Here is a 22,527-nt window from a genome sequence, read left to right on the forward strand (position 1 = left end):
GGCCTTCGTTGACTGTTCCGGGCTCGTTGGAGTCCGGAGCAGTATGTTTTGCTGTTTAGCTGAGGATGATTCGCTATGAAAAGATTAAGTATTATAATTGCATTATGTACGATCTTGTGCGTGAGCCAGTTCGGCATGGCCGATCTGATCGGTCACTGGAAACTGGAGGCCGGCAGCGGTGATACGGCTGTCAGTGCTATTAACTCACCTGACGAGGATGGAACGATCGTAGGCGGAGCCGCATGGGACACGACCGATATTCCGGCGGTTCCGAGCGGCAGTTCGGCAATGCTTGTGCTGGACGGCAGTTCAGGTACAGGTATCAACACCCCTGTTGCGGGCATTGCGGGTGCGGGTGCTCGTACAATCGCAGCATGGGTCAAGGTAGATGACGGTAATTACGGCGGCTCAATAGTCAGTTACGGCGATCATAGTGCAACCGGTCTGGGGACTCGTTTCACTTTCAAGATCAACAATGATTCCGGTGTGCTGAGATGTGAGATTGCCGGCGGGTTTTCGATCGGCACGACTTCGGTGACAGACGGTCAGTGGCATCATGTGGCGATTGTGGTTCCTGAAGGTGAAACCAGCACATCCAATGTGAAATTTTATGTTGATGGTGTCGAAGATGCTGTTGCTGATTTTGGCGATGCCAACCCAATTAACAGTGATCCGGCAAATATGAGTGTAGGCTACAGTAAGGCTTTCTATGATCTCGGCTGGGCAGGTGCAATGGAACTGATCGGTTCCATCGATGAAGTTCGCGTTTATGACAATGCTCTGGCAGCGAATGAGGTCGCGGCCCTGTACAGTGAGGACTATGCAAAGGTAGTCAGCCCTGCAAACGGAGCGACGCTTGTTGCTCTGGATGCTGCGGTTAGCTGGGAAGCTCCCGGCAATTACGTTCCGGACGGCTACAATGTCTATTTCGGTACGGATCCGAATCTTGGAACTGCAGACCGCAAGCTTACAGGTACAACAGCAACCAGCTATGATCCATTTGGTACGGGTGATATGGCGTTTGAGACGACGTACTACTGGCGTGTCGACGCTATCGAGCCCGGCACTGGTACGATATATCAGGGACCTGTATGGAGCTTTGAGACTATTCCCGCACGTCCTGTCATTACGGGTCAACCTGTTGATGTGATGGTTGGTGAGGGCGATAGCTTTACGCTGAGTGTTACAGCTACGAATCCTCTGACCGGTGATATGTCGAATCTTGAGTATCAGTGGCAGCTTGACGGGGCGGCAATAACCGGGGCGACGTCTGCTGACTATACAGTTGCCAGTGCTTCGGCTGCTGATGAAGGTACCTATACGTGTGTAGTTGCCATCAGCGGTAACGGCAGTACGACTTCTGATGCGGCGGCTGTAGGCGTCAAGCGTATGCTTGCCAAGTGGACGCTGGATCAGGCCGACTATGCAAACGGTCAGTATCTGGACGTCGTCAACGGCTACAATGCAGATCCTAACGGCACGCCTGTATTCACTGCAGGCTGGGACGGCAGCGCTACCGGCGCGATCACGCCTAATCAGGATGCCTGGGCGACGGCCAGCACGTGGAACCCTGCTGAATTTACGGGCCAGTATGGTATCAGTGCCTGGATCAAGTGGGACGGCACCGGCCCTGCCACCTACGGCAGCGGTATCGTTGCAAAAGGTACTGCGTATGGTGCAGATACAGACTTTTTCTTCCTGGTACTTCGCGGTACTGAGGATGGAAACGCGGGTCTGTGGCTGTACAACTATTCGTCGTTCCTGTCTACCAACGGTGTTGTGGTTCCGAATGAGTGGACACATGTTGCGGCTGGTTTTGACGGCAGTCAGTACAGAATTTACGTCAACGGCGAGCTGATCGGAACTGCAGGCGGTGCACTGGACAATGGCGTGGATACACCGGTTGTGATCGGTGCAAAAACGAGTGCTGGGGGCGATCCCTTCCCCGGTCAGATCGACGAGGTTGCGATCTACAACTATGGTCTGACGGATGTAGAGGCGGCAGTGCTGTACGCGAATTACACTGGTGAGTCCACATGTCTTACACAGCCGGCGATGGATATTACAGGCCCTGACGGCGAACCGGACTGTGTTGTCAATCTGTATGACTTTGCAGAGTTTGCAGCAAGCTGGATGGAATGCGGCCTTGTGCCTGAATGTCAATAATTGAGTGAGCTGAAATCATTTCGGCTAATTGACACAGCTTTTAGTGTTCCCGGCTCGGCAGAGGTCGGGTCGGGAACTTTCACTTTTTGGGTGGCGATATGAGTTTCAAAAAGAGCTTTGTGCCGGTTGTTAATCTGGGGCGGATCATGAGACGGTGCTCGAAACTATTTGCAATTATAGCAATTTTATTATTTGTCAGCCAGGCGGGTTATGCGAGTCTGGTCGGTCACTGGAAACTTGATGACGGAAGTGGGAGTACGGCTGCAAGTGCTGTCGATTCGCCTGCCGACGATGGCGCAATAGTAGGGACAGCCGCCTGGGAGAGTACGGATATACCGCCTGTTCCCGGCGGTAACAGTTATGCTCTGGAGCTGGCTGCAGGCAAGGGTATAGATACACCTGTAAACGGGATTCCCGGTGCAGGGGGTCGCACGATTTCGGCGTGGATCAATGTGGATCCGACCGCGTCATTAGCTGAGGGCGGAGGTGGGATCGTAACTTGGGGTGATAACTGGGCGAACGGTCTCGGCCATCGGTTCACATTTAAGATCGATGATTCGTCTACGGGTCGGCTTCGTGTTGAAATTGGCGGAGGGTACGCAGTGGGTTCAACATCGGTTAATGACGGTCAGTGGCACCATGTGGCGGTTACGCTTGCAGACGGTCAGAGCAGCGTTGCAAATGTTAAGTTTTATATTGACGGCGAGGTCGATGTTATCTCGGATTCGGACACTTCGAACCCCATTAACAGCGATGCGGCACCTATCGATATTGGGTATTGCGAGGCTTTGCTTGATACGTGGAGCAAGGCCATGGGTATCGAGGGCGGTATCGACGATGTGCGGGTTTACGATCATGAGCTTAGCGAGGGCGAAATTCTTTTGCTATGTACGGGCAGTGACGAGCCGTATGTTTACGGGCCTTCGCCTGGTGATGGTGAAGATCATGTCTCCCCGGATGCTGTTCTGAGCTGGAGTGCCGGGGCGGTGGAAAATCCTGATTATGACGTGAATATCGGAACGACGATGGCGTGTGATGAGATTATAAGCGGCGTTTCTACGGGAAGCGCAACAAGTTATGTCCCTGCAGCGGGGACGCTGACGCTGGGCAATACATATTTCTGGCGAGTGGATGTGACGGACGGCGGGACGGAGTATACGGGGGATGTGTGGAGCTTTACGGTCGGGGCGGGCAGCGCGACGGATCCGGTTCCCGCGGATGGTGCGAGTATTGTCGCGACGAGTGCATATCTGGACTGGACGGGGGATGATTTTGTTGATAGCTATCGGATCATGTTTGCTCCAGCCGGTGAGCAGCTCGTGAATGCGGGTGAATATGCCGGTGCGCCGGTGGGGCTTGCGAAGATCGCGCGGGCAGCGGGGATGGACCTGCTGGAAGCGGGCACCTATGATTGGCAGGTTGTTTCGCTGGATGCCAGTGGCGAGATGATCAACTCCGGGCCTGTATGGAGTTTTTCGATAGGAACGGATATATGGGTTTACATGCTGGGCGATTATGTGCCGGTGGATACGACGGTTGACGACTTTTTCAGCTATGTGAGCACTGCCGATCTGCTGGGGACCTGGACGGACGGAGCAGCGAACGGCAGCAACGCCCAGGCGACGATAGACGCGATGGAAGGTGCGGTTACGCTCAGCTACGACAATACAACCGTGCCGTATCAATCCTATATCAGCAGGACATTTGCGAGCGTTCAGGACTGGTCGGGCGAGCAGGTTCTGTCGGTGACGATGCAGGGCGATTCAGCTAATGCGGGCGAGACTTTGTTTGTTGGTTTGTCAGACGGAACAGACAGTGCTGACCTGGCGTTACAAAGTGAGAAACTGGTGAGCAATGATGAGGCGACGACAATCACGCTGGCGCTGAGCGAATTTGCGGCGGCCGGTGTTGACCTTGCCAATGTAAGCGAGATGCGTATCGGGACCGGTGACGGCTCGACAGGCGGGGCGGCAGGTTCGATAGTCGTTTATGACGTTATGATTCATCCGGCCGGCAGTGAAGAGATCACTGAACCGACGGCGGACTTGGATGGTGATTTCGTCGTTGATCTGGGTGATATTGCTTTGTTTGCCGAGGGCTGGGCGATGGCTGAGTATATGGTTTCGGCCAGCGGTTCGGAGCCTGCAGGTTTGCGGGCCGAGTACCGCTTTGAAGAGCTCGGCGGATATGTGGTCGGTGATTCTAGCGGGAACGGTCTGGACGGCAGTATCCAGCGAGATCTGACAGGTGTATGGAACGTTGACGGCTTCGACGGAGGGTGTGTCAAGCTGACCGATGGGAGCTCGGTTGTTCTGCCTGCGAGCGTATTCGACGGTGTCGACGGCTTTACGATGAGTTTCTGGATGTCGCAGACAACAAGTGCAGGCGTTGGGATGCAGGCCTTTACAGTCGATTCTGTCGGGCTAGATGCGTCTTACGAACTTACGAATACTGGCTTCTATGACGGGTCGTGGCACCACATTGCGATCGTGAATGACGCCATAAACGCGAGGGTCGAATTGTACGTAAACGGCTTGCTGGTTGCAGGCGGGGATGCAGGATCAACTGCCGAGGCTGCGAGCGAAACTGTGATCGAGAAGATATCGGACAATGCGTTCGGGTCAACGGTGGACAAGATTGACAGCGTGAGTGTTTATTCGCGGGCTCTCGATCACAGCGAGATCGTCAGGCTGTACGGCGGGGCGGGTGCTTCTGTGATGCAGCCGGTGAACGGTTCGGTTACGGTCAGTGATCTCAATGGCGACGGCAGGGTCGATCTGGAAGATTATGCGGAACTGATCGGTTCTATGATCCAACGTTTGTAAGCCGGGTGCGAAGGTTTGCGCGATAATTTGAATTTCTGCCAAGTTAGTTGTTTGGCGAAGGAGTATCGATAGAATGGATAGAAGAGATTTTCTCAAACGAGCGGGAATGACTGCGGGAGCGTTTGCTCTTGGTACCGGGTCCATCGGCAGGGCGGGGGTCAAAATAAGCAACGATGCTTTGACTGCCAAGGCTGGCCGGAACAGGCCGAACATTGTGTTCATTATATCCGATCAGCACAGGTGGGACTGTATCGGTGCGGCGGGCAATTCTATTATCAAAACGCCGAACCTGGACGCGTTAGCCGCTGACGGCGCGTTGTTTGAGAACGGATATGTATCTGTGCCAAGCTGTACGCCGGCACGTTCGAGTCTGCTGACGGGTCTTTCGCCGTGGCATCACGGGATGCTGGGTTACGGCAGGGTTCGCAACGGTTATCCCGCGGAGCTGCCGCAGATGATGCGTGACTCTGGCTATTATACGTTCGGCATCGGCAAGATGCACTGGTATCCGCAGAAGACGCTGCACGGTTTCCACGGTACGCTCGTGGATGAATCGGGCAGGGTGGAGTCGCCGGACTTTATCAGTGATTACCGCAGGTGGTTTGCAGAGGTTGCGCCGAACAAGAATCCGGATGCTACGGGCATCGGCTGGAACGACTACGAAGCGGCGCAGTACGCGCTGGACGAAAAATTGCATCCCACGACTTGGACCGGCAGGATGGCGACCGAGTTCATAGAGACGTATGATAAAAACGAACCGTTCTTTTTGAAGGTCAGTTTTGCCCGGCCGCACAGTCCTTATGATCCGCCCAAGCGGTTCTGGGAGATGTATGAGCAGGACGATATGCCCGCGCCTTATATTGGCGACTGGGTCGATAAGTACGCAGAATACAATAATTACGCGAGCAGCTCGTGGCGAGCAGCCCGGAGCGTCGATACGGTGAAACGTTCGCGGAAAGGGTATTACGGCAACGTCAGCTTTATTGACGAGCAGGTTGGCAAGATCATCCAAACGCTCAAGAAGAAGGGGCTTTACGACAATTCGCTGATCTTCTTCACTGCCGATCACGGCGATATGCTTGGGGATCATCATATGTGGCGAAAGACCTATGCGTACGAGGCCAGTACGCATGTGCCTATGATCATGAGGTGGCCGAAGGGTTACCAGGCGAGCATTTCGCGAGGGGCCTCTGTTCCGAATCCGGTTGAGCTGCGTGATATTATGCCAACGTGTCTTGATATGGCCGGCGCGGACATACCGCCCGCACTGGACGGGATGAGCATGCTCAAGCTGGTGCGCGGCGAGACGGCTGACTGGCGTGAGTATATCGATCTGGAGCACGATGTGTGTTACGCGGCGGAGAATCACTGGATCTCGCTGACGGACGGCCAGTTTAAGTACGTGTACTTCCTGTATGACGGCAGTGAACAGTTGTTCGATATGCGGCAGGGACGCGGCGAGCTCGAGGATCTGGCGGGTAAGACCGAATGGGCGAGTACGCTGGAGATGTGGCGTAACCGTCTGATCCAACACGTTAGTGAGCGCGGCAGTCAATATGTGCAGAACGGGCAGCTTCAGGTGTGGGGCTCGACGCGGAAGCTGTATTCGCCTTACTATAACAATTTATATGATCCATGGCAGGCATAAACAATTTTGAATGGAGACAAAAAATGAAGAAACGGGGATTCACCTTAATAGAGCTGCTGGTAGTTATTTCGATAATCGCGCTTTTGCTGGCGATTATGATGCCGGCGCTGGGTATGGTCAAGGAAAAGGCGCGGGCGGTCGTTTGCAGGTCCAATATGAAGCAGTGGGGTCTGTGCGTGGCGCTGTATGCGCAGAATAACAATGGCAAGCTGCAGGATGGCCGAACGGGTTATGAAGAAGGCGGAGAGGGGGCTTCCGTTTGGTATCACGCATATCGGGACTACTACAACGATCCGGACATAAGGTTTTGTCCGTCTGCGAAGAAGCTGGGTAAAGTTCCGCACGGTAATGCGGGGATAGGCTACTGGGGCGGCAAGTATGAGGCCTGGAGCCTGAACAATGCTACAGATGACAGCGGCAGCATTGCTATGAACAGTTGGGCGATGAGTCCTACTTATGGAGATACTTCGTACTACTGGAAGAAGTTCCATTGCAAGGGTGCAAAGGATGTTCCGGTTTTCGTTGACGGGCTGTGGCGGTCGCTTAACCCAAAGAACATAGACACTGCACCGGCAAGTGACGGTGCGTTGCCCCCGGCCGCATGGCAGGACAGCATGTGGCGTGTGGCTCTGGACAGGCACGATGGTGCGGTCAATGTAGCGTTTATGGACGGTTCGGTCAGTAAGGTGGATATCAAGGAGCTATGGTCGCTGAAGTGGAGCCGGGTGTGGGATACGGATGAAGGTCCAAACGGAGGCTGGCCGGAGTGGATGGACAAGTTCAAAGATTATGATTATCCCGGCTTGCGTGATGATTGATCAGCCGGCAGAGGCTGTGTGAAAGCCGAGACCGCATTATTATAATTGAGAAGGGCAGTGCAAGATCGAATGTGACCATGCACTGCCCTTTTTTGTTGACCTGGTTTGGCCCGTCTTATGCGTAGCGGTTTTTTATGATCTTCGAGAAGTCGAGCTCGTCTTTGGATTTGGGCTCGCGGTGTTCGTCGGGGTAGCCGATCGCGATGACGGACTCGACAGCGGTGTTCTCGGGGGCGTTGAGCAGTTCGCGGACATATTCATCGCTTGTTCGGCCCGTGGGGGATTTGCGGTTGCGTATCTGTACCCAGCAGGAGCCGAGCCCGAGGCTCTGGGCGGTTAGTTGGATAAGGATCGAAGCGATGGAGCAGTCTTCAACCCAGACATCGGATTTGGTGGTGTCGGCGAGGACGACGACGGCAAAGGGGGCGTGGAGCATGAAGTTCGAGCCGTGGGTTTTGGACTCTGCGAGCTTGGTGATCAGTTCGGGATCATCAACAAAGACGAACTGCCAGGGATCGAAATTGCGGGAGGAGGGACTGCGAAGAGCTGCCTCTTTGAGCAGCTCCACTTTGTCGGGCTCGACCTTTTTGTCGGTGAATTTTCGGATGCTGCGACGATTGCGTAGAAGCTCGATCATTATGTATTCCTTTCCTTAAAAGCAAAATTCAAGTTTATTGTAGCATGAGACGGCATTTCTGACCAGTTGCTTTTGGCGGTTACGATGTTTCAGTTATAGGGGATTCATCGTGTAAGGATTGTTCGAGAAAGTATTTGACAAGCAGGTATGAGTGTGTCTATAATTCGCACCTCACCCAGCGGGTGTAGCTTAGTGGTAAAGCGCCAGCTTCCCAAGCTGGATACCAGGGTTCGATTCCCTGTACCCGCATTCTTCCCGGTTTTTCGCTTGCTGTGTGTGTTCGCGCGCGGACATTTTATAACATTAGCTTCTGAAAGGGTGTGTATGAGGATCTTCGAGGTTGTTTGCTTGAGTTTCGCTGCGTTTTTGTTTGCGGGTTGCGGCGGGTCGGCCAGGCCCGAGACTCCGATAATGGGCTGGAGCAGTTGGAACAGCTACCGCATAAATATCAATGAGGAGCTGATAAAGGCCCAGGCGGACTCGATGGTTTCCAGCGGGATGGCTGATGCGGGGTATGAGTATGTCAATATAGATGACGGCTATTTTGGGGGCCGTGATGAGGATGGAAAGCTGTTTTCGCATCCTGAGAAGTTTCCCAACGGCATGAAAGCGGTTGCGGACTATATACACTCAAAGGGGCTCAAAGCTGGGATATACAGCGATGCGGGGAAGGATACTTGTGCGAGCAAGTGGGATAACGATCCGAAGGGGTACGGCGTGGGGCTTTACGGCCATACGGAGCAGGACCTGCGTTTGATGCTCGAGGAGTGGGGCTATGATTTTATGAAGGTTGACTGGTGCGGGGGCGAATGGCTTGGGCTCGATGAACCGTCCCGTTATACGGAGATAGGTGAGACGATACGCTCGATCCGTGAGGACGTGGTTTACAATGTTTGCAGGTGGCAGTTTCCGGGGGAATGGTTTATCGATGTAGCGGATTCATGGAGAATTTCGGGTGATATTCAGGCCGACTTTGGGTCGATCACCAGGATCATTGATCTGAATGCAGATCTGTGGAAGTATGCCGGGCCGGGCCACGTGAATGATATGGATATGCTGCAGGTGGGCAGGGGGATGAGCTATGAGGAGGACAAGGCGCATTTTTCAATGTGGTGCATGATGGCGTCGCCGCTGCTGGCGGGTAATGATCTGCGATCGATGACGGAAGAGACGGTGGAGATACTGACGAATGCGGAGATGATCGCGATAAATCAGGATCCGCTGGTGTACCAGGCGAGAAGGCTGAGGGACGATGGTGAATATGAGTTGTGGGCGCGGCCGTTGGGTGCTGTGGACAGCGGGGTGGTTGCGGTTGCATTGCTGAACCGTTCGAAAGCTGAGGCTGTGATCGGCTTCGAGCCCGCGGAGGTTGGGCTTGCTGATACAGGGTATACCGTTCGTGATGTTTGGGCTCATAAGTTTATCAAGGTTGATGATGAGTCAGGGCTTGAATTTGCGGTGCCCGCGCATGGGGTTGTAGTCCTGACACTGAAGGGTAAGGCGGCTGAGGATAATCCGTTTTCGCCTGATGAGCGGATTTGAGTGGACAAAAATAACCCCCGGGGAAGGAGGAACCCCGAGGGTTTGGAGGAGGAGGAGGTAAATGTGTGGTTTTAGTTGCTATTTATACGCCTTAACATAGATTTCCTTGATCTCGCTCAGGAGAGGATATCTCGGGTTCGTGCCGGTGCACTGGTCGTCGAAGGCCTGTTCCGTGAGGTCCTCTAGCTTGCCGTAGAAATCCTTTTCGGTCACGCCTGCGTCCTTGATGGTGGTCGGCACGTCGAGTTCGGCGCTGAGCCTGGTCAGGGCTTCGATCAGCTTTTCGACCTTTTCTTCGTTCCTGCTGCCGCCCAGACCGAGGTAGTCGGCTACTCGTGCGTAAACCTTGTTGCTCACCGGGTGCGTGTACTGCGAGAAGATACCCTGCTTACGCGGCTTGTCGGTCGCGTTGTATCTGACGATGTGCGGTATCAGGATCGCGTTCGCAACGCCGTGCGGGATGTGGAACGCGGAACCGAGCTTGTGCGCCATCGAGTGGCACAGACCGAGGAACGCGTTGGCGAATGCCATACCAGCCATCGTCGCGGCGTAGTGCACCTTTTCGCGTGCCTTCACGTTGTTCGCACCGTCCCTGTAGGAAGCGGGCAGGTAGTCGAACAGCAGCTTCAGCGATTCCATCGCGATGCCGTTGGTGTAGTCCGTGGCCGTTGTCGCCGCCAGTGCTTCGAGTGCGTGCGTTACCGCGTCCAGGCCCGACGCTGCTGTCAAAGATGCGGGCATCGAGAGTACCAGGTCCGGATCAACGATCGCCATGTCGGGCGTCAGTTCGTAATCGGCGATCGGGTATTTCACGCCTTCCATGTCATCGGTGATGACCGCGAAGGGCGTTACCTCAGAGCCCGTGCCGGATGTGGTCGGGATAGCTACCATTGTCGCCTTCTTGCCGAGCTCGGGGAACTTGCAGACACGCTTGCGGATGTCCATGAACCGCATCGCGAGATCCTCGAAGCGAGACTCGGGGTGCTCGTACATCAGCCACATGATCTTTGCCGCGTCGATGGGCGAACCGCCGCCGAGTGCGATGACAGTGTCGGGCTTGAACGTGTTCATCGCGGCAAGGCCCTTGTCGACCGTCGTCAGATCCGGGTCCGGGTTGACGTCGGCGAAGACCTGGCTTTCGATGCCGATCGAGTCGAGTACCTCGGTGACCTTTCTCGTGTAGCCGAGCTCGAAGAGCGGCTTGTCGGTTACGATGAAGGCACGCTTGCGGCCGTAGAGTTCCTTGAGCGAATCAGCCAGGCAGCCTCGCTTGAAGTATACTTTGGGCGGAACGCGGAACCACTGCATGTTTTCGCGGCGTTCTGCGACGGTTTTTACATTGAGCAGGTGCTGTACGCTGACGTTCTCACTTACGCTGTTGCCGCCCCATGTGCCGCAGCCGAGCGTGAGAGACGGGTCGACCTTGAAGTTGTAGATGTCGCCGATCGCGCCCTGCGAGCTGGGCATGTTGATCAGTGTTCGGCCGGTAGACATGCGTGCGCTGAATGCCGCGATGCGCTCGTCGTTGTCGGGGTTAGTATAGAGGACAGATGTGTGTCCCATGCCGGCGAATTCGACGAGATCGACGGCTTTGTCTACTGCTGCGGCAAAGTCCGAAACCTTGTACAATGCGAGGACCGGAGAGAGCTTCTCGATGCTGAACGGCTCATCTGTGCCGACCTTCGTGACCTCGGCGATAAGAACCTTTGTGTCTTCACGAACGTCGAAGTTTGCGGCCTGTGCGATCTTGTATGCAGGCTGGCCGACGATAGCAGCGTTGAGCTTGCCGTCCTTTACGATTGTGCCGGCGAGCTTCTTTTTCTGCGTATCGTTGAGGATCAGTGCGCCCCGCTTTGCGAATTCAGCCTTTACCGCGTTGTAGACCTCATCAGCGACGATCACAGACTGCTCGGATGCGCAGATCAGGCCGTTGTCGAAAGTCTTGCTGACCAGGATAGAGCTTACAGCATTTTCGATGTCTGCGGTTTCGTCGATGATAGCGGGCGTATTGCCGCTGCCTACACCGATTGCGGGTCGGCCTGAAGAGTATGCGGCCTTTACCATACCCGGTCCGCCTGTCGCGAGGATCAATGCGGTGTCGCGGTGCTTCATGAGATGGCTGGTGCCGTCGAGAGACGGTTCTTCGATCCAGCCAACTATTCCTTCGGGTGCTCCGGCCTTTACGGCGGCGTCGTAGACGATCTTCGCTGCTTCGACGGTGCATTTCTTGGCACGGGGGTGCGGCGCGAAGATGATCGCGTTGCGGGTTTTCAGCGCGAGCAGGGCCTTGAAGATCGCGGTCGAAGTCGGGTTTGTGGTCGGGATGATGCCCGCGATCACTCCGACAGGCTCGGCGACCTTGCGAACGCCCATCGCTGTGTCGTGTTCAATCACGCCGCAGGTTTTTGCGTCGCGGAATTTGTTGTAGACGAATTCAGATGCAAAGTGATTTTTGACGACCTTATCTTCAACGATCCCCATGCCTGTCTCGGCGGCGGCGTGTTTTGCCAGGGAGATCCGTGCGCTGTTTGCAGCCATTGCAGCACGGAAGAAGATCTCGTCGACCTGCTCCTGCGAGAATGAAGCGTACTTGTACTGGGCGATCTTGGCCCGGTTGATGATGCCGTCCAGTTGCTCCAGGGGGTCGATCCGGTTTTGTTCTTTGCGGTCCGCCACAGCGACCTGTCCGTTCGCGTTGTTCTTTCTTGTTTTGTCGTTCATCTTAATCTCCCTTTTGTAATACTTGCTTTGTTTCGTGTCGAGCAGTGGTCGGGCGCTCGATACTTTATGCTCGATATTTATTGCTCGATATACAATTATCAAACTCTAGGCGTTTGTTCAAGTGTTTTTCTTGAGATTTGGCGGTCAAGATGCCGCATAGATCGCGGTAAGGCTGCGTAAGTGTTGTCTTAAAAACCACTTATAGTCAAGCAAGTTGTTATGAAAAAAATCACAAAAACATCTACGTGCCCCGGCTTATTGTTCCGGTATTCACAATAATTTGCTAAAATCTGCTGGAATCGGCCGAAAAGTATTGCACAAGAGACTGGTTTTATGCATAATATACATGGATTCGATAAAAGTTTACCGAACTGTCATGTTGGAGAGAGAAATGAGCCAGGACAAGCCAGTGTCAGTATCGCACCCTACGATAAGGCGATTGCCCGCGTACCTGAATATTCTGCGTAAGGCACAGGACGAAAACAAGACACACATCAGCAGCACCTTCATAGCCGATAAGCTCGGGTACGAGCCAATACAGGTTCGCAAGGATCTGGCGGGTCTGGGAATAACGGGCCAGGCCGGTGTCGGTTTCGATGCAGCAGAACTGATCGATGCGATCCTTGGATTTCTCGGCTGGGACAATGCGACGGACGCTTATCTGATCGGTGCGGGTAACCTGGGGTCGGCCCTGGCGGGATACAAGGGCTTCAAAGATTATAATTTGAATATTCTTGCCTGTTTCGACAGCGATCTGAGAAAGGTCGGCACTGAAATACACGGCAAGAAAGTCTTCGGCATGGAACGTCTGGCTGAACTGATAGAACGGACGGGCGTAAACATTGCGATACTCACTCTACCCGACAAAGCGGCCCAGGAAATTACGGACAAGATCGTTGAGGCAGGGATAAGAGCGATATGGAACTTCACGACGGTCAAGCTGGATGTACCCGATGGAGTTATCGTCGAGCGGGTGGACCTTGCGGCAAGTTTGGCGCTGCTTTCCAGGAGGACGGCAGAGGCAATGAAGAACGATAAATGAACTGTTTAACAGGAGTCAATATGTTCCGCCGAAAGAAAAAACTGGAGATCACGATCTGCATGGGCAGCAGTTGTTTTTCACGAGGGAGCAGGGATTCTCTTGAGGTGCTTCAGAAATACCTCGAGGAAGAGGGGCTGGAAGAAAAGGTAGACTTGCGTGGGGCACTTTGCATGGGCAACTGCAAGAAGGGGCCCAACATGGTGGTGAGTGACGAAGAATATGAAAACGTTACGCCTGGAACGGTGGTCGATATAGTCAAGCATCATCTGGAACGCAAGTAAGCAGGTGATAAGTGAATTTATGAACTGACAGGCAAACAGAGCATGAGTACCTTTCCGCAGGAGAAGAGCATGAATCAATTACAGCCAATTTTTACTGAGCCCGCAGAATGCCAGGACTGCTATAAATGCCTGAGGCAGTGTTCGGTGAAGGGTATCAAGATCCAGGAAGGACACGCCAGGATCATTCCTGAGCTTTGCGTGATGTGCGGAAAGTGTGTGCAGGTGTGTCCCGTGGGTGCAAAGCGTGTCCGCAATGATCTTGACAGGGCGAAGCTGCTCTTGCAAATGAAGAAGAAGGTAATAGTTTCGCTGGCGCCGAGTTTTGTGTCCGAGTTTGCCGGTATCGAGCAGGCGCAGTTGATAGCCGGTATCAAGCGACTGGGTTTTTACGGCGTCAGTGAGACTGCGCTCGGTGCGCAGGAGGTCTCAGCGACGATCGCAAAAAAGCTCAAAGAAGAAAATGAAGGCGTTTATATATCCTCAGCGTGTCCGACGGTTGTGGAGCTGGTCAAAAAATACCGCAGCGAGCATGCCGAGAAAGTGACGAGTCTGCTGTCGCCAGTGCTGGCTCACACGAAGCTGCTCCGCCGGCAGTACGGTGAGGATGTCGGAGTCGTGTTCGTTGGGCCGTGCATAAGCAAAAAGGCAGAAGCTGATTCGCATGGTGAGATGCTCGAAGTAGCGATCACTTTCGAAGAGCTCAGAGAGTGGTTCGACTCGGCCGGGATAGAGCCCGGTGACGAACAGGGCGGTGCAGATGATGATTTCATCCCTTACAGAGCCAACGAAGGCGCACTGTACCCCATCGACGGCGGGATGATCGCGGGGATCAAGCGGAACTGCTCCGTGAGTGATTCGCAGTTGATGACGTTTTCGGGCATAGAGAATATCGAGCAGGCTTTGGGTAGCCTTGAAGAGATAAAGACGGACGGACCGATGTTCATAGAGATGCTCGCGTGTGAGGGCGGGTGCGTGAATGGGCCCAAGGCCGGCCAGCAGGGCAAGACCATCGTCAAGCGGAGCAGCGTGCTCAGTTTTGCTCAGTGGGACGATTCTGCGATACCGCGTGAGCCGGGCGTTGAGATCGAGGACAACTGGCTGATCGAGCCGGTCAGGCGTATGGTTCACAGCGAAGAAGAGATAAGTCGAGCCCTAAAGACGGTCGGCAAGTTCAGCCGGGAAGACGAGCTGAACTGCGGCGGGTGCGGTTATGATTCCTGCCGGGAGTTTGCCAGGGCGCTGCTTGACGGCCGGGCGGAGACGAGCATGTGTGCCGGTTATATGCGAAAGCTCGCGCACAAGAAAGCGGATGCACTGATAAGGACCATGCCCTCTGGCGTCGTGATCGTGGATGAGCACATGCGGATCGTTGAAAGCAACAGGCGATTCGCTGAGCTGATGGGCGAGGAAAGTGCCGCAGCGTTTGACGCCAAGCCCGGACTCGAGGGTGCGGTGCTTGACCGGGTCATCGGTTTCGGCAACCTGTTTTCGCAGGTCCTGAGCAGCGGTCAGCAGTCGGTCGAAAAAAGCGTGCGTCACGGCAAGGTAATTCTCCGCGTCACAGTGTTTACGATCGACCCGCACAGGATAGTCGGCGGGATCGTGCAGGATATAACCGCGCCGGCCGTACAGAAGGAACAGGTCGTGCGAAAAGCGAAGGAAGTGATCACGAACCACTTGTCAACGGTTCAGCAGATCGCCTTCCTGCTTGGTGAGAACGCTGCCGAATCGGAGGTCATACTGAACTCTATCACCGAGTCATTCTCCGCGGACGCTTTGGGAGACGGGACCGATGCAGACTGATAAAGCTTTTGTCGAAGTCGATTTCGGCCAGCACAGCAAATCCGGCCAGCAGGCAGCAGGGGATGTATTTCTTTCGAAGAAGATACCGGAAGAAGGCAGGACGATCTGTGTGCTCGCCGACGGGCTGGGCAGCGGAATCAAGGCGCATGTGCTCGCTACCTTGACGGCGACGATGGCCATGAAGTACATCTCGTCGGATATTGACATAAGGCGAGCGTCGGAGATCATCATGGCGACGCTGCCGATATGCAGCGAGAGAAAGATCGGCTATTCGACCTTTACGATCGTGGATATACGCAGCGACGGGCGTGTTTCCGTGATCGAATATGACAATCCCCCATTCAGGCTGCTGCGGGATGGTGTGTTGGTCGACATCGACAAGAAGAAGCTGGAAGTAGCGACCGCGAATCGGGGCAGATGTGAGGTTCTGTACAGCAGCTTCACCGCCAGGCAGGGCGACCGGACGGTTTTTTATACTGACGGGGTGACGCAGAGCGGTATGGGCCGGGATGCCACGCCGTTCGGCTGGGGCAATGATGCTGTCGGCAGCTACATCGTCGAGCAGTGCGGCATGGAACGCGATATAAGCGCGAGACAGTTGAGCAGGTCCGTCGTGGAAAAGGCCAGACGGATCGACGGAGGCAAGGCGAAGGATGACATAAGCTGTGCCGTGGTGAATTTCCGCAGGCCGAGAAAGTCGGTAGTGATGACAGGACCGCCGCTGGATGAGCGGAAGGATACGGAAATGGCGCGAATACTACGGGAGTATGGCGGCCGGAAGATCGTTTGCGGAGGAACGACTGCCAGGATCATTGCGCGGGAGCTTGGCGAGGAGATCAGCGTTGATCTGGGCTGCCTGGACAGCTCGGTGCCGCCTGCGTCGAATATCGCTGGCGTGGACCTGGTGACCGAAGGGACGCTGACGCTGAGCAGGATGGCGGAGATACTTGAGGCCGGCGAGGATCCGGACAAGCTCAAATCGAACGCGGCTGTTCGTCTGGCTCGCTATCTGCTTGACAGTGATATAATAGAATTTGTGGTTGGGACAAAGATCAACGAAGCTCACCAGGATCCGAATTTCCCGGTCGAGCTGGATATAAGACGGAACCTGATGAAACGTATCGTTGGGCTGTTAAATACGAAATACCTCAAGCAGGCAAATATGAGGCTTATTTAGGTGGTAACATGGAAAAGGTAAAAGTTGAGATATGTACGGGCACGACTTGTTATGTCATGGGCGCCTCCGAGGTGGCAGGACTCGAGGAACTGCTGGATGAAAAGCTTCGCCCAGCGGTCCAGATCAAGGGTTCGCCCTGTTTTGGACTTTGCAAGGATCTGCAGTACAGGGGTGCGCCGTATGTCAAGGTCAACGACGTGCTGATCGAGGAAGCGACCGTGGAAGATGTGGTGCGTGAAATAAAGAAACAACTGGATACGTGAGGTTTCCGGAATGAAATATCAGAACAATGCTCAGAGGATCAAAACCACACTGCTGATCGAGACGGCGAGACTAGCATTCGAAGGTAAACTGCAACGTGAGATCGACAGGGTGCCTGTGAACCTGTATCCGCGGGACAGAACCGGTGCGCGATGCTGTGTTTACAAGGACCGGGCGATCACAAAGTATCGGCTGATGGCGATAATGGGACATGCCGTTGAGACCGAGACTGATGAGCTTAAGATGCTGGGCGAGTATGCTGTCGATGCTGACAAACGCGAAAAGCCCGCCGACCCGATCCTCACCGTGATCGACGAGGCGTGCAGTGCATGTCTCAAGGGAAGACACTATGTGACGAACGTGTGCAAAGGGTGTGTTGCCCGGCCCTGTACAGTGAATTGCCCCAAAGATGCGATCCAGGTGGTTAACGGCCAGGCGATCATCGACGACGACAAGTGCGTTAACTGCGGGCTTTGTGTGAATGTGTGCCCGTATCACGCGATAGTTTATGTGCCCGTGCCTTGCGAAGAGGCGTGTCCGGTGGGAGCTATTGCCAAGGGCGCCGACGGCAGGGAGCACATCGATTACGATAAATGCACATTCTGCGGCAAGTGCATGCAGGCGTGTCCGTTCGGCGCGATCATGGAGCGGTCGCAGATGGTGGACGTAATAGGAAAACTCAAGAGTGACAGGAAGGTGGTTGCGATGCTGGCGCCTGCGATGGCGGGACAGTTCCCTGCTGAGTTCGGCAAGCTGTGTGCAGCGGTCAGGGCGATGGGTTTTGACAATGTCATGGAGGTTGCCGAAGGTGCCGCGATAACGGCTGAGCACGAAGCGAATGAACTGGCTGACCGGCTGGGCGATGGTGAGCAAATGATGACTTCAAGCTGTTGTCCGGCGTACATGGAGACGGTTCGAAAACACGTCCCGGAGATGGCAAAATTTGTCTCGGATACGCCGACTCCGATGCATTACGCTGCTAAGCTGGTGAAGGATCGCGAGCCCGATGCGGTGACCGTCTTCATAGGTCCATGCGTTGCAAAGAGACACGAAGCAATGAGTGACGAATTGGTTGACTATGTGCTGACCACGGATGAACTCGGGGCAATGCTTGTCGGTCAGGAGCTGGATATTGATGAATTTATCGCTGCGGATCTGGGCGAAGGCCCGGGAAGTGAAGCGAGAGAATTTGCGGTGACCGGCGGGGTTACGGGTGCGATCAGGGCAAAGTGCGGAGATAACCGGGTCAAGGCAATGCAGGTCGATGGGATCGGCAAGAAAGAGCTGAAAATGCTGCGAAGGTACGCAAAGGCCGGCTGTGATGCCAACTTCATCGAAGTTATGAGCTGTCAGGGCGGGTGTGTGGCCGGGCCGTGCAATATCAGCAAGCCCAAGGCCGCTGAACGCAGAGTGAGAAAATTCGTAGAACAGTCAAAAGGAGCCCGTGCCTGAATCAATAAGGGTATATTGCCGGAAAATATTGGATTATCCGCCCAAAAATCCTATACTCAGGCAGGGACGGATTAATTTGATTATACGGGTGTTTGTAAATGAGACCATTTTCGCTTTTGATCAAGCCCACCGGGCCTGACTGCAATATAGACTGCAGATACTGTTTTTACACGTGCAAGACCACTCTGTTCGGCGGCGGCAGGCACCGCATGAGCGAAGAGGTGCTCGAGAAGATGGTGAACGATTTTCTCGGGTGCGGGTTCCCGCAGAACAGTTTTGCATGGCAGGGCGGTGAGCCTACGCTGATGGGGTTGGATTTCTATAAAAAAGTCGTCGAGCTGCAGGAGAAGGCATGCGGGGCGGGCCAGAACTTCACGAATTCACTGCAGACCAACGGCATTCTGCTGGACGATGAATGGTGCGAGTTTCTGGCGGAAAAGGGTTTTCTTGTTGGGATCAGTATAGACGGGCCGAAGAAGTTTCATGACAAATACAGGCTCGATCATGGGGGGAATGGGACCTTCGATCGGGTGATGGCTGCGATCGAACGATGCAAAAAGCATGGGGTTCAGTTCAACATTCTGACGCTGCTGAACAGTTATAATGTCGAGCATCCGGACGAGCTGTTCGATTTTTACGTGGAAAACGGTTTCAAGTTCCTGCAGTTTATCCAGTGTGTGGAAGAGGACCCGGAGACGGGTGAGATCGCGGATTTCAGTATAACGCCCGAACAGTATGGCGATTTTCTGTGCAGGATATTCGATCGGTGGGTTGACCATGGCGTGCGGAAGATGAGTATCCGGACGTTTGACAGCATGATAAGTCAGTGTCTGGGTATGGGTGCGACCGAGTGTACTTTCATGCCGAAATGTGCGGATTACGTGGTTGTCGAGCATGACGGCGGGGTGTACTGCTGTGACTTTTTTGTTGAGAACGAGCACAGGATCGGAAATCTGCTGGATCGCAACCTCGGCGAACTGGCGGGCGACAGTATCAAACGGCGATTCAACCGGCAGAAACGGAAGCTGGCGAACAAGTGCCTGGTTTGTCGACATCTCGATATTTGCAGGGGAGGATGTCCGAAGGATCGCAAGAAGGGCTATGACGACGGGATCACCTATTTCTGCGAGGGGTACAAAAAGTTTTTCGACCATTCGATGGGAGAATTCTGGAAGCTGGCGTCGATGATACAGCAGGAGAATCTGCTGGCTGAACGGCAGGAGGTCTGGAACAAGGGGTGATCTGTCTGGTTTTTCCACGCCTTCAAATTGTGTCCCGCCAGCGCTTTATACCGGCGTAATTTCTTGACTTGACGGGCTCATATTGGTAACTTACTGAAGAATTTTTATTGCTACTTTTGCCCAGTTTTTGAAGCTTTTTGCATAGTTTTGCTTCATTTTTCTTACTTTTGTGCACTTTTTACAGGTTCAGGAGCAGCCAATTGAGAGTACTTTCAGGTATACAGCCGTCGGGTAAACTGCATATAGGCAACTTTTTCGGGGCCATGCGCCAGCATTTGCAGCTCCAGGCGGACAACGAGGGTTTCTATTTTATCGCCGATTATCACGCATTAACCACGAATCCGCAGGCCGATGAACTCAGGCAGCGGTGCCTGGATGTTGCGATGGATTACCTGGCGCTCGGTTTGGACCCTGAAAAGACGGTTTTCTGGCGGCAGTCTGATGTGCCTGAAGTGACGGAGCTGGCGTGGATACTTTCGTGTGTGACGCCGATGGGGCTGCTGCAGCGGTGCACCTCTTATAAGGATAAGGTAGCACAGGGTTTATCGCCCAATCACGGGCTTTTTGCCTATCCTGTGCTGCAGGCGGCTGATATAGTGGCGTTCGACAGTGAATGTGTGCCGGTCGGTCAGGATCAGAAGCAGCACATCGAGGTGACCCGGGACATCGCCCAGCGGTTCAATAATATGTACGGCGAGGTATTTGTCCTGCCTGATGAGCATATACTTGAGTCTGTCGCTGTCGTGCCGGGCGTGGACGGGCGGAAGATGAGTAAGAGTTACGATAACACCATCGAGATATTCGAGCCCGAGAACAAGGTCAAGAAGAAGGTTATGCGGATCAAGACCGATTCGACACCGGTGGAGGAGCCGAAGGATCCTGATCAGTGCAGTATTTTCGCGATGCTCAAGCTGGTGGCTGAGAAGGATGAGCTGGCGGAGTGGCGCGAGAAGTACGAAAAGGGCGGGACCGGGTACGGGACCGTGAAAAAACGCGTTGTTGAGCTGCTGCATGACTATTTCAGGCCTTACCGTAATAAGCGGGCCGAGCTTGAGGATAATCAGGATTATGTGAAAAAGGTGCTTGCCGACGGTGCGGAGCGAGCCAGGGCCGTTGCGCGGACTACGTTGGATAAGGTTCGGGATGCAGTTGGGATGGGAGGTCTGGATTGAGCTCGGATAAGCTGATCACGATTGCTGAATATGAGAACAACCTGGACGCCAGGCTTGCGATGATGTGGCTTGAGAGCAATGGGGTCAAGGCCACGGTGACCGGTGAGACGCTTTCGGTGGTTGTGCCGGAGATAGGCTGGCGGCGGATCGAGCTGCAGGTGCTGGAGAGCGATGCCGAAGAGGCGAGAAAGCTGCTGGAGGAGCATGAAAAGCAAAGGGATGATGAAATTGATGGGGATGAATGATGAGTGAACTATACAGGGTCGACCTGGATGTTTTTTCAGGGCCGCTGGATCTGCTGCTGTATCTGGTGCGCAAGGACGAGGTCGACATTTATGACATACCTATCTCGCATATAACTGAGCAGTACATACATTATATTGAGATGCTCAAGCTGCTGGATATCGAGGTTGCGGGTGATTTTCTGATCATGGCGGCGACGCTGATGGAGATCAAATCCGCGATGCTGCTGCCGAAAGCGTCGGTAGAGGACGGCGAAGAGGAGGAAGACAGCGACCCGCGGGCGGAGCTGGTAAGGCAGTTGCTGGAATACAAAAAGTTCAAGGATGCTGCGAATCTGCTGGAGAGCTCGGCCGAGGACAGGAGCGAGAGGCATACGCGGCCGGACAATATACTTACGGAGCTCAAGCAGGACGCTGAGCCCGAGGTGGACCTGGAGCAGGTGAGCATCTGGGACCTGCTGGAAGCGTTTGACGGGATAATGCAGGCGACGGGGCGGTATGCGGATTACAGCAGTATCAAGGATGACACGCCTATCGACCTGTATCAGATCGATATCCTACATCGGCTGCAGAGCGAAGGTACTATGAGTTTTGAGAGTATCTTTGCGGGCAAGAAGAACAAGCTGGTGATGGTGGGGATGTTTTTGGCGATGCTGGAGTTGATGCGGAATCGACTTATCTGGGTGGAACAGAGCGAGAAGCAGGGCGACATTTATGTCAGGCCGTTGACGGAGGATGCCGCGGAGGAAGCTGTTCAGCGGGCGATCTATGAGCGAACGGTCGGCGAGGAAGCGGCGGAAAATGAGCAAAATGCCACGGTTGGGCATGCTGACGGCCAGCCGGAGGGGGCCGCTGAGAACGCCAGCGTCCCGGCAGGGGAAGGCGGCCCCGGTGAAACAGAGGAGGAAGTAAATCGCGATATGATACCTATAAGGGAGTATTCACCCGCACAGGGACGGGAAGAGCCGGATGAGCATATGGTCGCTGAGGGCGAAGAATCAGGCGATGAGGAGCTTTAGGCGGGGCGGGTTAATTGAGAGCTGTTTTTGATGTGCTAAAGCCGGTATTTGCGTCATTTGTTGTTTGACACATACGTCAACTGGCGGTAGAATTCGCGTTGTAACATTATGTGCTTTGAGACGCTTTTGAAAGGATATTACGATGGCAGGTAACGTTGTAGAACTCACTGATGCGACTTTCGATGATACGGTAACGGGTTCGGACGTGCCGGTGCTTGTTGATTTCTGGGCTCCGTGGTGCGGTCCGTGTAAGATGATCGCTCCGGTTATCGATGAGTTGGCGGACGAATACGCAGGCAAGGCCAAGGTGTGCAAGGTCAACACTGACGAGCACCGCGAAGCTGCTGTCGAGTACGCGATCAATGCTATTCCCACGATCATTCTGTTCAATAACGGGCAGGTTGCAAAGAAGTGGGTCGGCATGACAACTAAGAAAGATATTACGGCGGAAATTGACGAGCTGATATAATTCCGTCATTC

Annotated in this window: 18 protein-coding genes and 1 tRNA gene; 17 read left to right on the forward strand and 2 right to left on the reverse strand. The window is 54.2% G+C overall.

The window, feature by feature from the left end; genetic code table 11:
- The first annotated feature begins 75 nt into the window (after window positions 1–75).
- The 4 genes from STSP2_RS10295 (at window position 76) to STSP2_RS17930 (ending at window position 7,457) form a co-directional block, all read left to right on the forward strand.
- Window positions 76–2,166, forward strand: coding sequence for a LamG-like jellyroll fold domain-containing protein (locus STSP2_RS10295; protein WP_146662398.1), 2,091 nt, complete (start codon window positions 76–78; stop codon window positions 2,164–2,166).
- A 98-nt stretch (window positions 2,167–2,264) separates the two neighbouring features.
- Complete coding sequence (locus STSP2_RS10300) at window positions 2,265–4,991, forward strand: LamG domain-containing protein (protein ID WP_146662400.1); 2,727 nt, start codon at window positions 2,265–2,267, stop codon at window positions 4,989–4,991.
- A gap of 73 nt (window positions 4,992–5,064) precedes the next feature.
- Window positions 5,065–6,639, forward strand: coding sequence for an arylsulfatase (locus STSP2_RS10305; RefSeq protein ID WP_146662402.1), 1,575 nt, complete (start codon window positions 5,065–5,067; stop codon window positions 6,637–6,639).
- 23 nt (window positions 6,640–6,662) lie between these two features.
- A complete protein-coding gene (locus STSP2_RS17930; RefSeq protein ID WP_169853133.1) occupies window positions 6,663–7,457 on the forward strand; it encodes a type II secretion system protein in 795 nt (264 codons plus the stop codon).
- A gap of 115 nt (window positions 7,458–7,572) precedes the next feature.
- Here STSP2_RS17930 and STSP2_RS10315 read toward each other — a convergent pair whose 3' ends face one another.
- Window positions 7,573–8,094 (reverse strand): nitroreductase family protein, encoded by a 522-nt coding sequence (locus STSP2_RS10315; protein WP_146662404.1) that lies wholly within the window; start codon window positions 8,092–8,094, stop codon window positions 7,573–7,575.
- Window positions 8,095–8,272: 178 nt separating this feature from the next.
- Here STSP2_RS10315 and STSP2_RS10320 point away from each other — a divergent pair.
- Both STSP2_RS10320 and STSP2_RS10325 read left to right on the forward strand, forming a co-directional pair.
- Window positions 8,273–8,343 (forward strand) — tRNA-Gly (locus STSP2_RS10320).
- A gap of 75 nt (window positions 8,344–8,418) precedes the next feature.
- Complete coding sequence (locus tag STSP2_RS10325; protein ID WP_146662406.1) at window positions 8,419–9,636, forward strand: glycoside hydrolase family 27 protein; 1,218 nt, start codon at window positions 8,419–8,421, stop codon at window positions 9,634–9,636.
- Window positions 9,637–9,714: 78 nt separating this feature from the next.
- Here STSP2_RS10325 and adhE read toward each other — a convergent pair whose 3' ends face one another.
- A complete protein-coding gene (gene adhE, locus STSP2_RS10330; protein ID WP_146662407.1) occupies window positions 9,715–12,357 on the reverse strand; it encodes a bifunctional acetaldehyde-CoA/alcohol dehydrogenase in 2,643 nt (880 codons plus the stop codon).
- Window positions 12,358–12,748: 391 nt separating this feature from the next.
- Here adhE and STSP2_RS10335 point away from each other — a divergent pair, with 391 nt between their 5' ends.
- The 11 genes from STSP2_RS10335 to trxA all read left to right on the forward strand — a co-directional run bounded on the left by STSP2_RS10335 (window position 12,749) and on the right by trxA (window position 22,516).
- On the forward strand, window positions 12,749–13,399 hold the full coding sequence (locus STSP2_RS10335; protein ID WP_146662409.1) for a redox-sensing transcriptional repressor Rex: 651 nt from the start codon (window positions 12,749–12,751) through the stop codon (window positions 13,397–13,399).
- The gene (locus STSP2_RS10340; RefSeq protein ID WP_205847866.1) at window positions 13,396–13,680 is read left to right on the forward strand and encodes a (2Fe-2S) ferredoxin domain-containing protein; all 285 of its coding nucleotides are present in this window, start codon (window positions 13,396–13,398) and stop codon (window positions 13,678–13,680) included. The genes STSP2_RS10335 and STSP2_RS10340 overlap by 4 nt, the downstream gene beginning before the upstream one ends.
- 69 nt (window positions 13,681–13,749) lie before the next feature.
- Window positions 13,750–15,483, forward strand: a complete 1,734-nt coding sequence (locus STSP2_RS10345) for a [Fe-Fe] hydrogenase large subunit C-terminal domain-containing protein (RefSeq protein WP_146662411.1) — start codon at window positions 13,750–13,752, stop codon at window positions 15,481–15,483.
- Complete coding sequence (locus tag STSP2_RS10350; protein WP_146662412.1) at window positions 15,473–16,660, forward strand: SpoIIE family protein phosphatase; 1,188 nt, start codon at window positions 15,473–15,475, stop codon at window positions 16,658–16,660. The genes STSP2_RS10345 and STSP2_RS10350 overlap by 11 nt, the downstream gene beginning before the upstream one ends.
- Window positions 16,661–16,668: 8 nt before the next feature.
- Window positions 16,669–16,923 (forward strand): NAD(P)H-dependent oxidoreductase subunit E, encoded by a 255-nt coding sequence (locus tag STSP2_RS10355; RefSeq protein ID WP_146662414.1) that lies wholly within the window; start codon window positions 16,669–16,671, stop codon window positions 16,921–16,923.
- Between the two features lie 10 nt (window positions 16,924–16,933).
- Entirely contained in the window at window positions 16,934–18,373 is a 1,440-nt protein-coding gene (locus STSP2_RS10360) for a monomeric [FeFe] hydrogenase (protein WP_146662416.1), read from the forward strand.
- 98 nt (window positions 18,374–18,471) lie between these two features.
- A complete protein-coding gene (locus STSP2_RS10365; protein ID WP_146662418.1) occupies window positions 18,472–19,614 on the forward strand; it encodes an anaerobic sulfatase maturase in 1,143 nt (380 codons plus the stop codon).
- Between the two features lie 200 nt (window positions 19,615–19,814).
- Window positions 19,815–20,786: a tryptophan--tRNA ligase gene (trpS, locus tag STSP2_RS10370; protein ID WP_146662420.1), complete on the forward strand. Its 972-nt coding sequence runs from the start codon at window positions 19,815–19,817 to the stop codon at window positions 20,784–20,786.
- On the forward strand, window positions 20,783–21,031 hold the full coding sequence (locus STSP2_RS10375; protein ID WP_146662422.1) for a putative signal transducing protein: 249 nt from the start codon (window positions 20,783–20,785) through the stop codon (window positions 21,029–21,031). Before trpS ends, STSP2_RS10375 begins: the two co-directional genes overlap by 4 nt.
- The gene (locus STSP2_RS10380; RefSeq protein WP_146662423.1) at window positions 21,028–22,047 is read left to right on the forward strand and encodes a segregation and condensation protein A; all 1,020 of its coding nucleotides are present in this window, start codon (window positions 21,028–21,030) and stop codon (window positions 22,045–22,047) included. The genes STSP2_RS10375 and STSP2_RS10380 overlap by 4 nt, the downstream gene beginning before the upstream one ends.
- Before the next feature lie 142 nt (window positions 22,048–22,189).
- Window positions 22,190–22,516 carry a thioredoxin gene (gene trxA, locus STSP2_RS10385; RefSeq protein ID WP_146662425.1) on the forward strand — a complete coding sequence of 109 codons (327 nt, stop codon included), beginning with the start codon at window positions 22,190–22,192 and terminating at the stop codon, window positions 22,514–22,516.
- The last annotated feature ends 11 nt before the right edge of the window (window positions 22,517–22,527 follow it).

It is taken from the genome of Anaerohalosphaera lusitana, from assembly GCF_002007645.1.
Classification (GTDB): Bacteria; Planctomycetota; Phycisphaerae; order Sedimentisphaerales; family Anaerohalosphaeraceae; genus Anaerohalosphaera; species Anaerohalosphaera lusitana.

Excerpts from the sequence above, each read along its gene's own strand:
- STSP2_RS10340 (WP_205847866.1), top strand. The coding sequence starts at position 13,396 with ATGAACTGTTTAACAGGAGTCAATATGTTCCGCCGAAAGAAAAAACTG.
- STSP2_RS10300 (WP_146662400.1), top strand. The coding sequence starts at position 2,265 with ATGAGTTTCAAAAAGAGCTTTGTGCCGGTTGTTAATCTGGGGCGGATC.
- STSP2_RS10295 (WP_146662398.1), top strand. The coding sequence starts at position 76 with ATGAAAAGATTAAGTATTATAATTGCATTATGTACGATCTTGTGCGTG.
- STSP2_RS17930 (WP_169853133.1), top strand. The coding sequence starts at position 6,663 with ATGAAGAAACGGGGATTCACCTTAATAGAGCTGCTGGTAGTTATTTCG.
- STSP2_RS10305 (WP_146662402.1), top strand. The coding sequence starts at position 5,065 with ATGGATAGAAGAGATTTTCTCAAACGAGCGGGAATGACTGCGGGAGCG.
- trxA (WP_146662425.1), top strand. The coding sequence starts at position 22,190 with ATGGCAGGTAACGTTGTAGAACTCACTGATGCGACTTTCGATGATACG.
- STSP2_RS10380 (WP_146662423.1), top strand. The coding sequence starts at position 21,028 with ATGATGAGTGAACTATACAGGGTCGACCTGGATGTTTTTTCAGGGCCG.
- STSP2_RS10315 (WP_146662404.1), bottom strand. The coding sequence starts at position 8,094 with ATGATCGAGCTTCTACGCAATCGTCGCAGCATCCGAAAATTCACCGAC.
- STSP2_RS10355 (WP_146662414.1), top strand. The coding sequence starts at position 16,669 with ATGGAAAAGGTAAAAGTTGAGATATGTACGGGCACGACTTGTTATGTC.
- adhE (WP_146662407.1), bottom strand. The coding sequence starts at position 12,357 with ATGAACGACAAAACAAGAAAGAACAACGCGAACGGACAGGTCGCTGTG.
- STSP2_RS10345 (WP_146662411.1), top strand. The coding sequence starts at position 13,750 with ATGAATCAATTACAGCCAATTTTTACTGAGCCCGCAGAATGCCAGGAC.
- STSP2_RS10350 (WP_146662412.1), top strand. The coding sequence starts at position 15,473 with ATGCAGACTGATAAAGCTTTTGTCGAAGTCGATTTCGGCCAGCACAGC.
- STSP2_RS10360 (WP_146662416.1), top strand. The coding sequence starts at position 16,934 with ATGAAATATCAGAACAATGCTCAGAGGATCAAAACCACACTGCTGATC.
- STSP2_RS10335 (WP_146662409.1), top strand. The coding sequence starts at position 12,749 with ATGAGCCAGGACAAGCCAGTGTCAGTATCGCACCCTACGATAAGGCGA.
- STSP2_RS10325 (WP_146662406.1), top strand. The coding sequence starts at position 8,419 with ATGAGGATCTTCGAGGTTGTTTGCTTGAGTTTCGCTGCGTTTTTGTTT.
- STSP2_RS10365 (WP_146662418.1), top strand. The coding sequence starts at position 18,472 with ATGAGACCATTTTCGCTTTTGATCAAGCCCACCGGGCCTGACTGCAAT.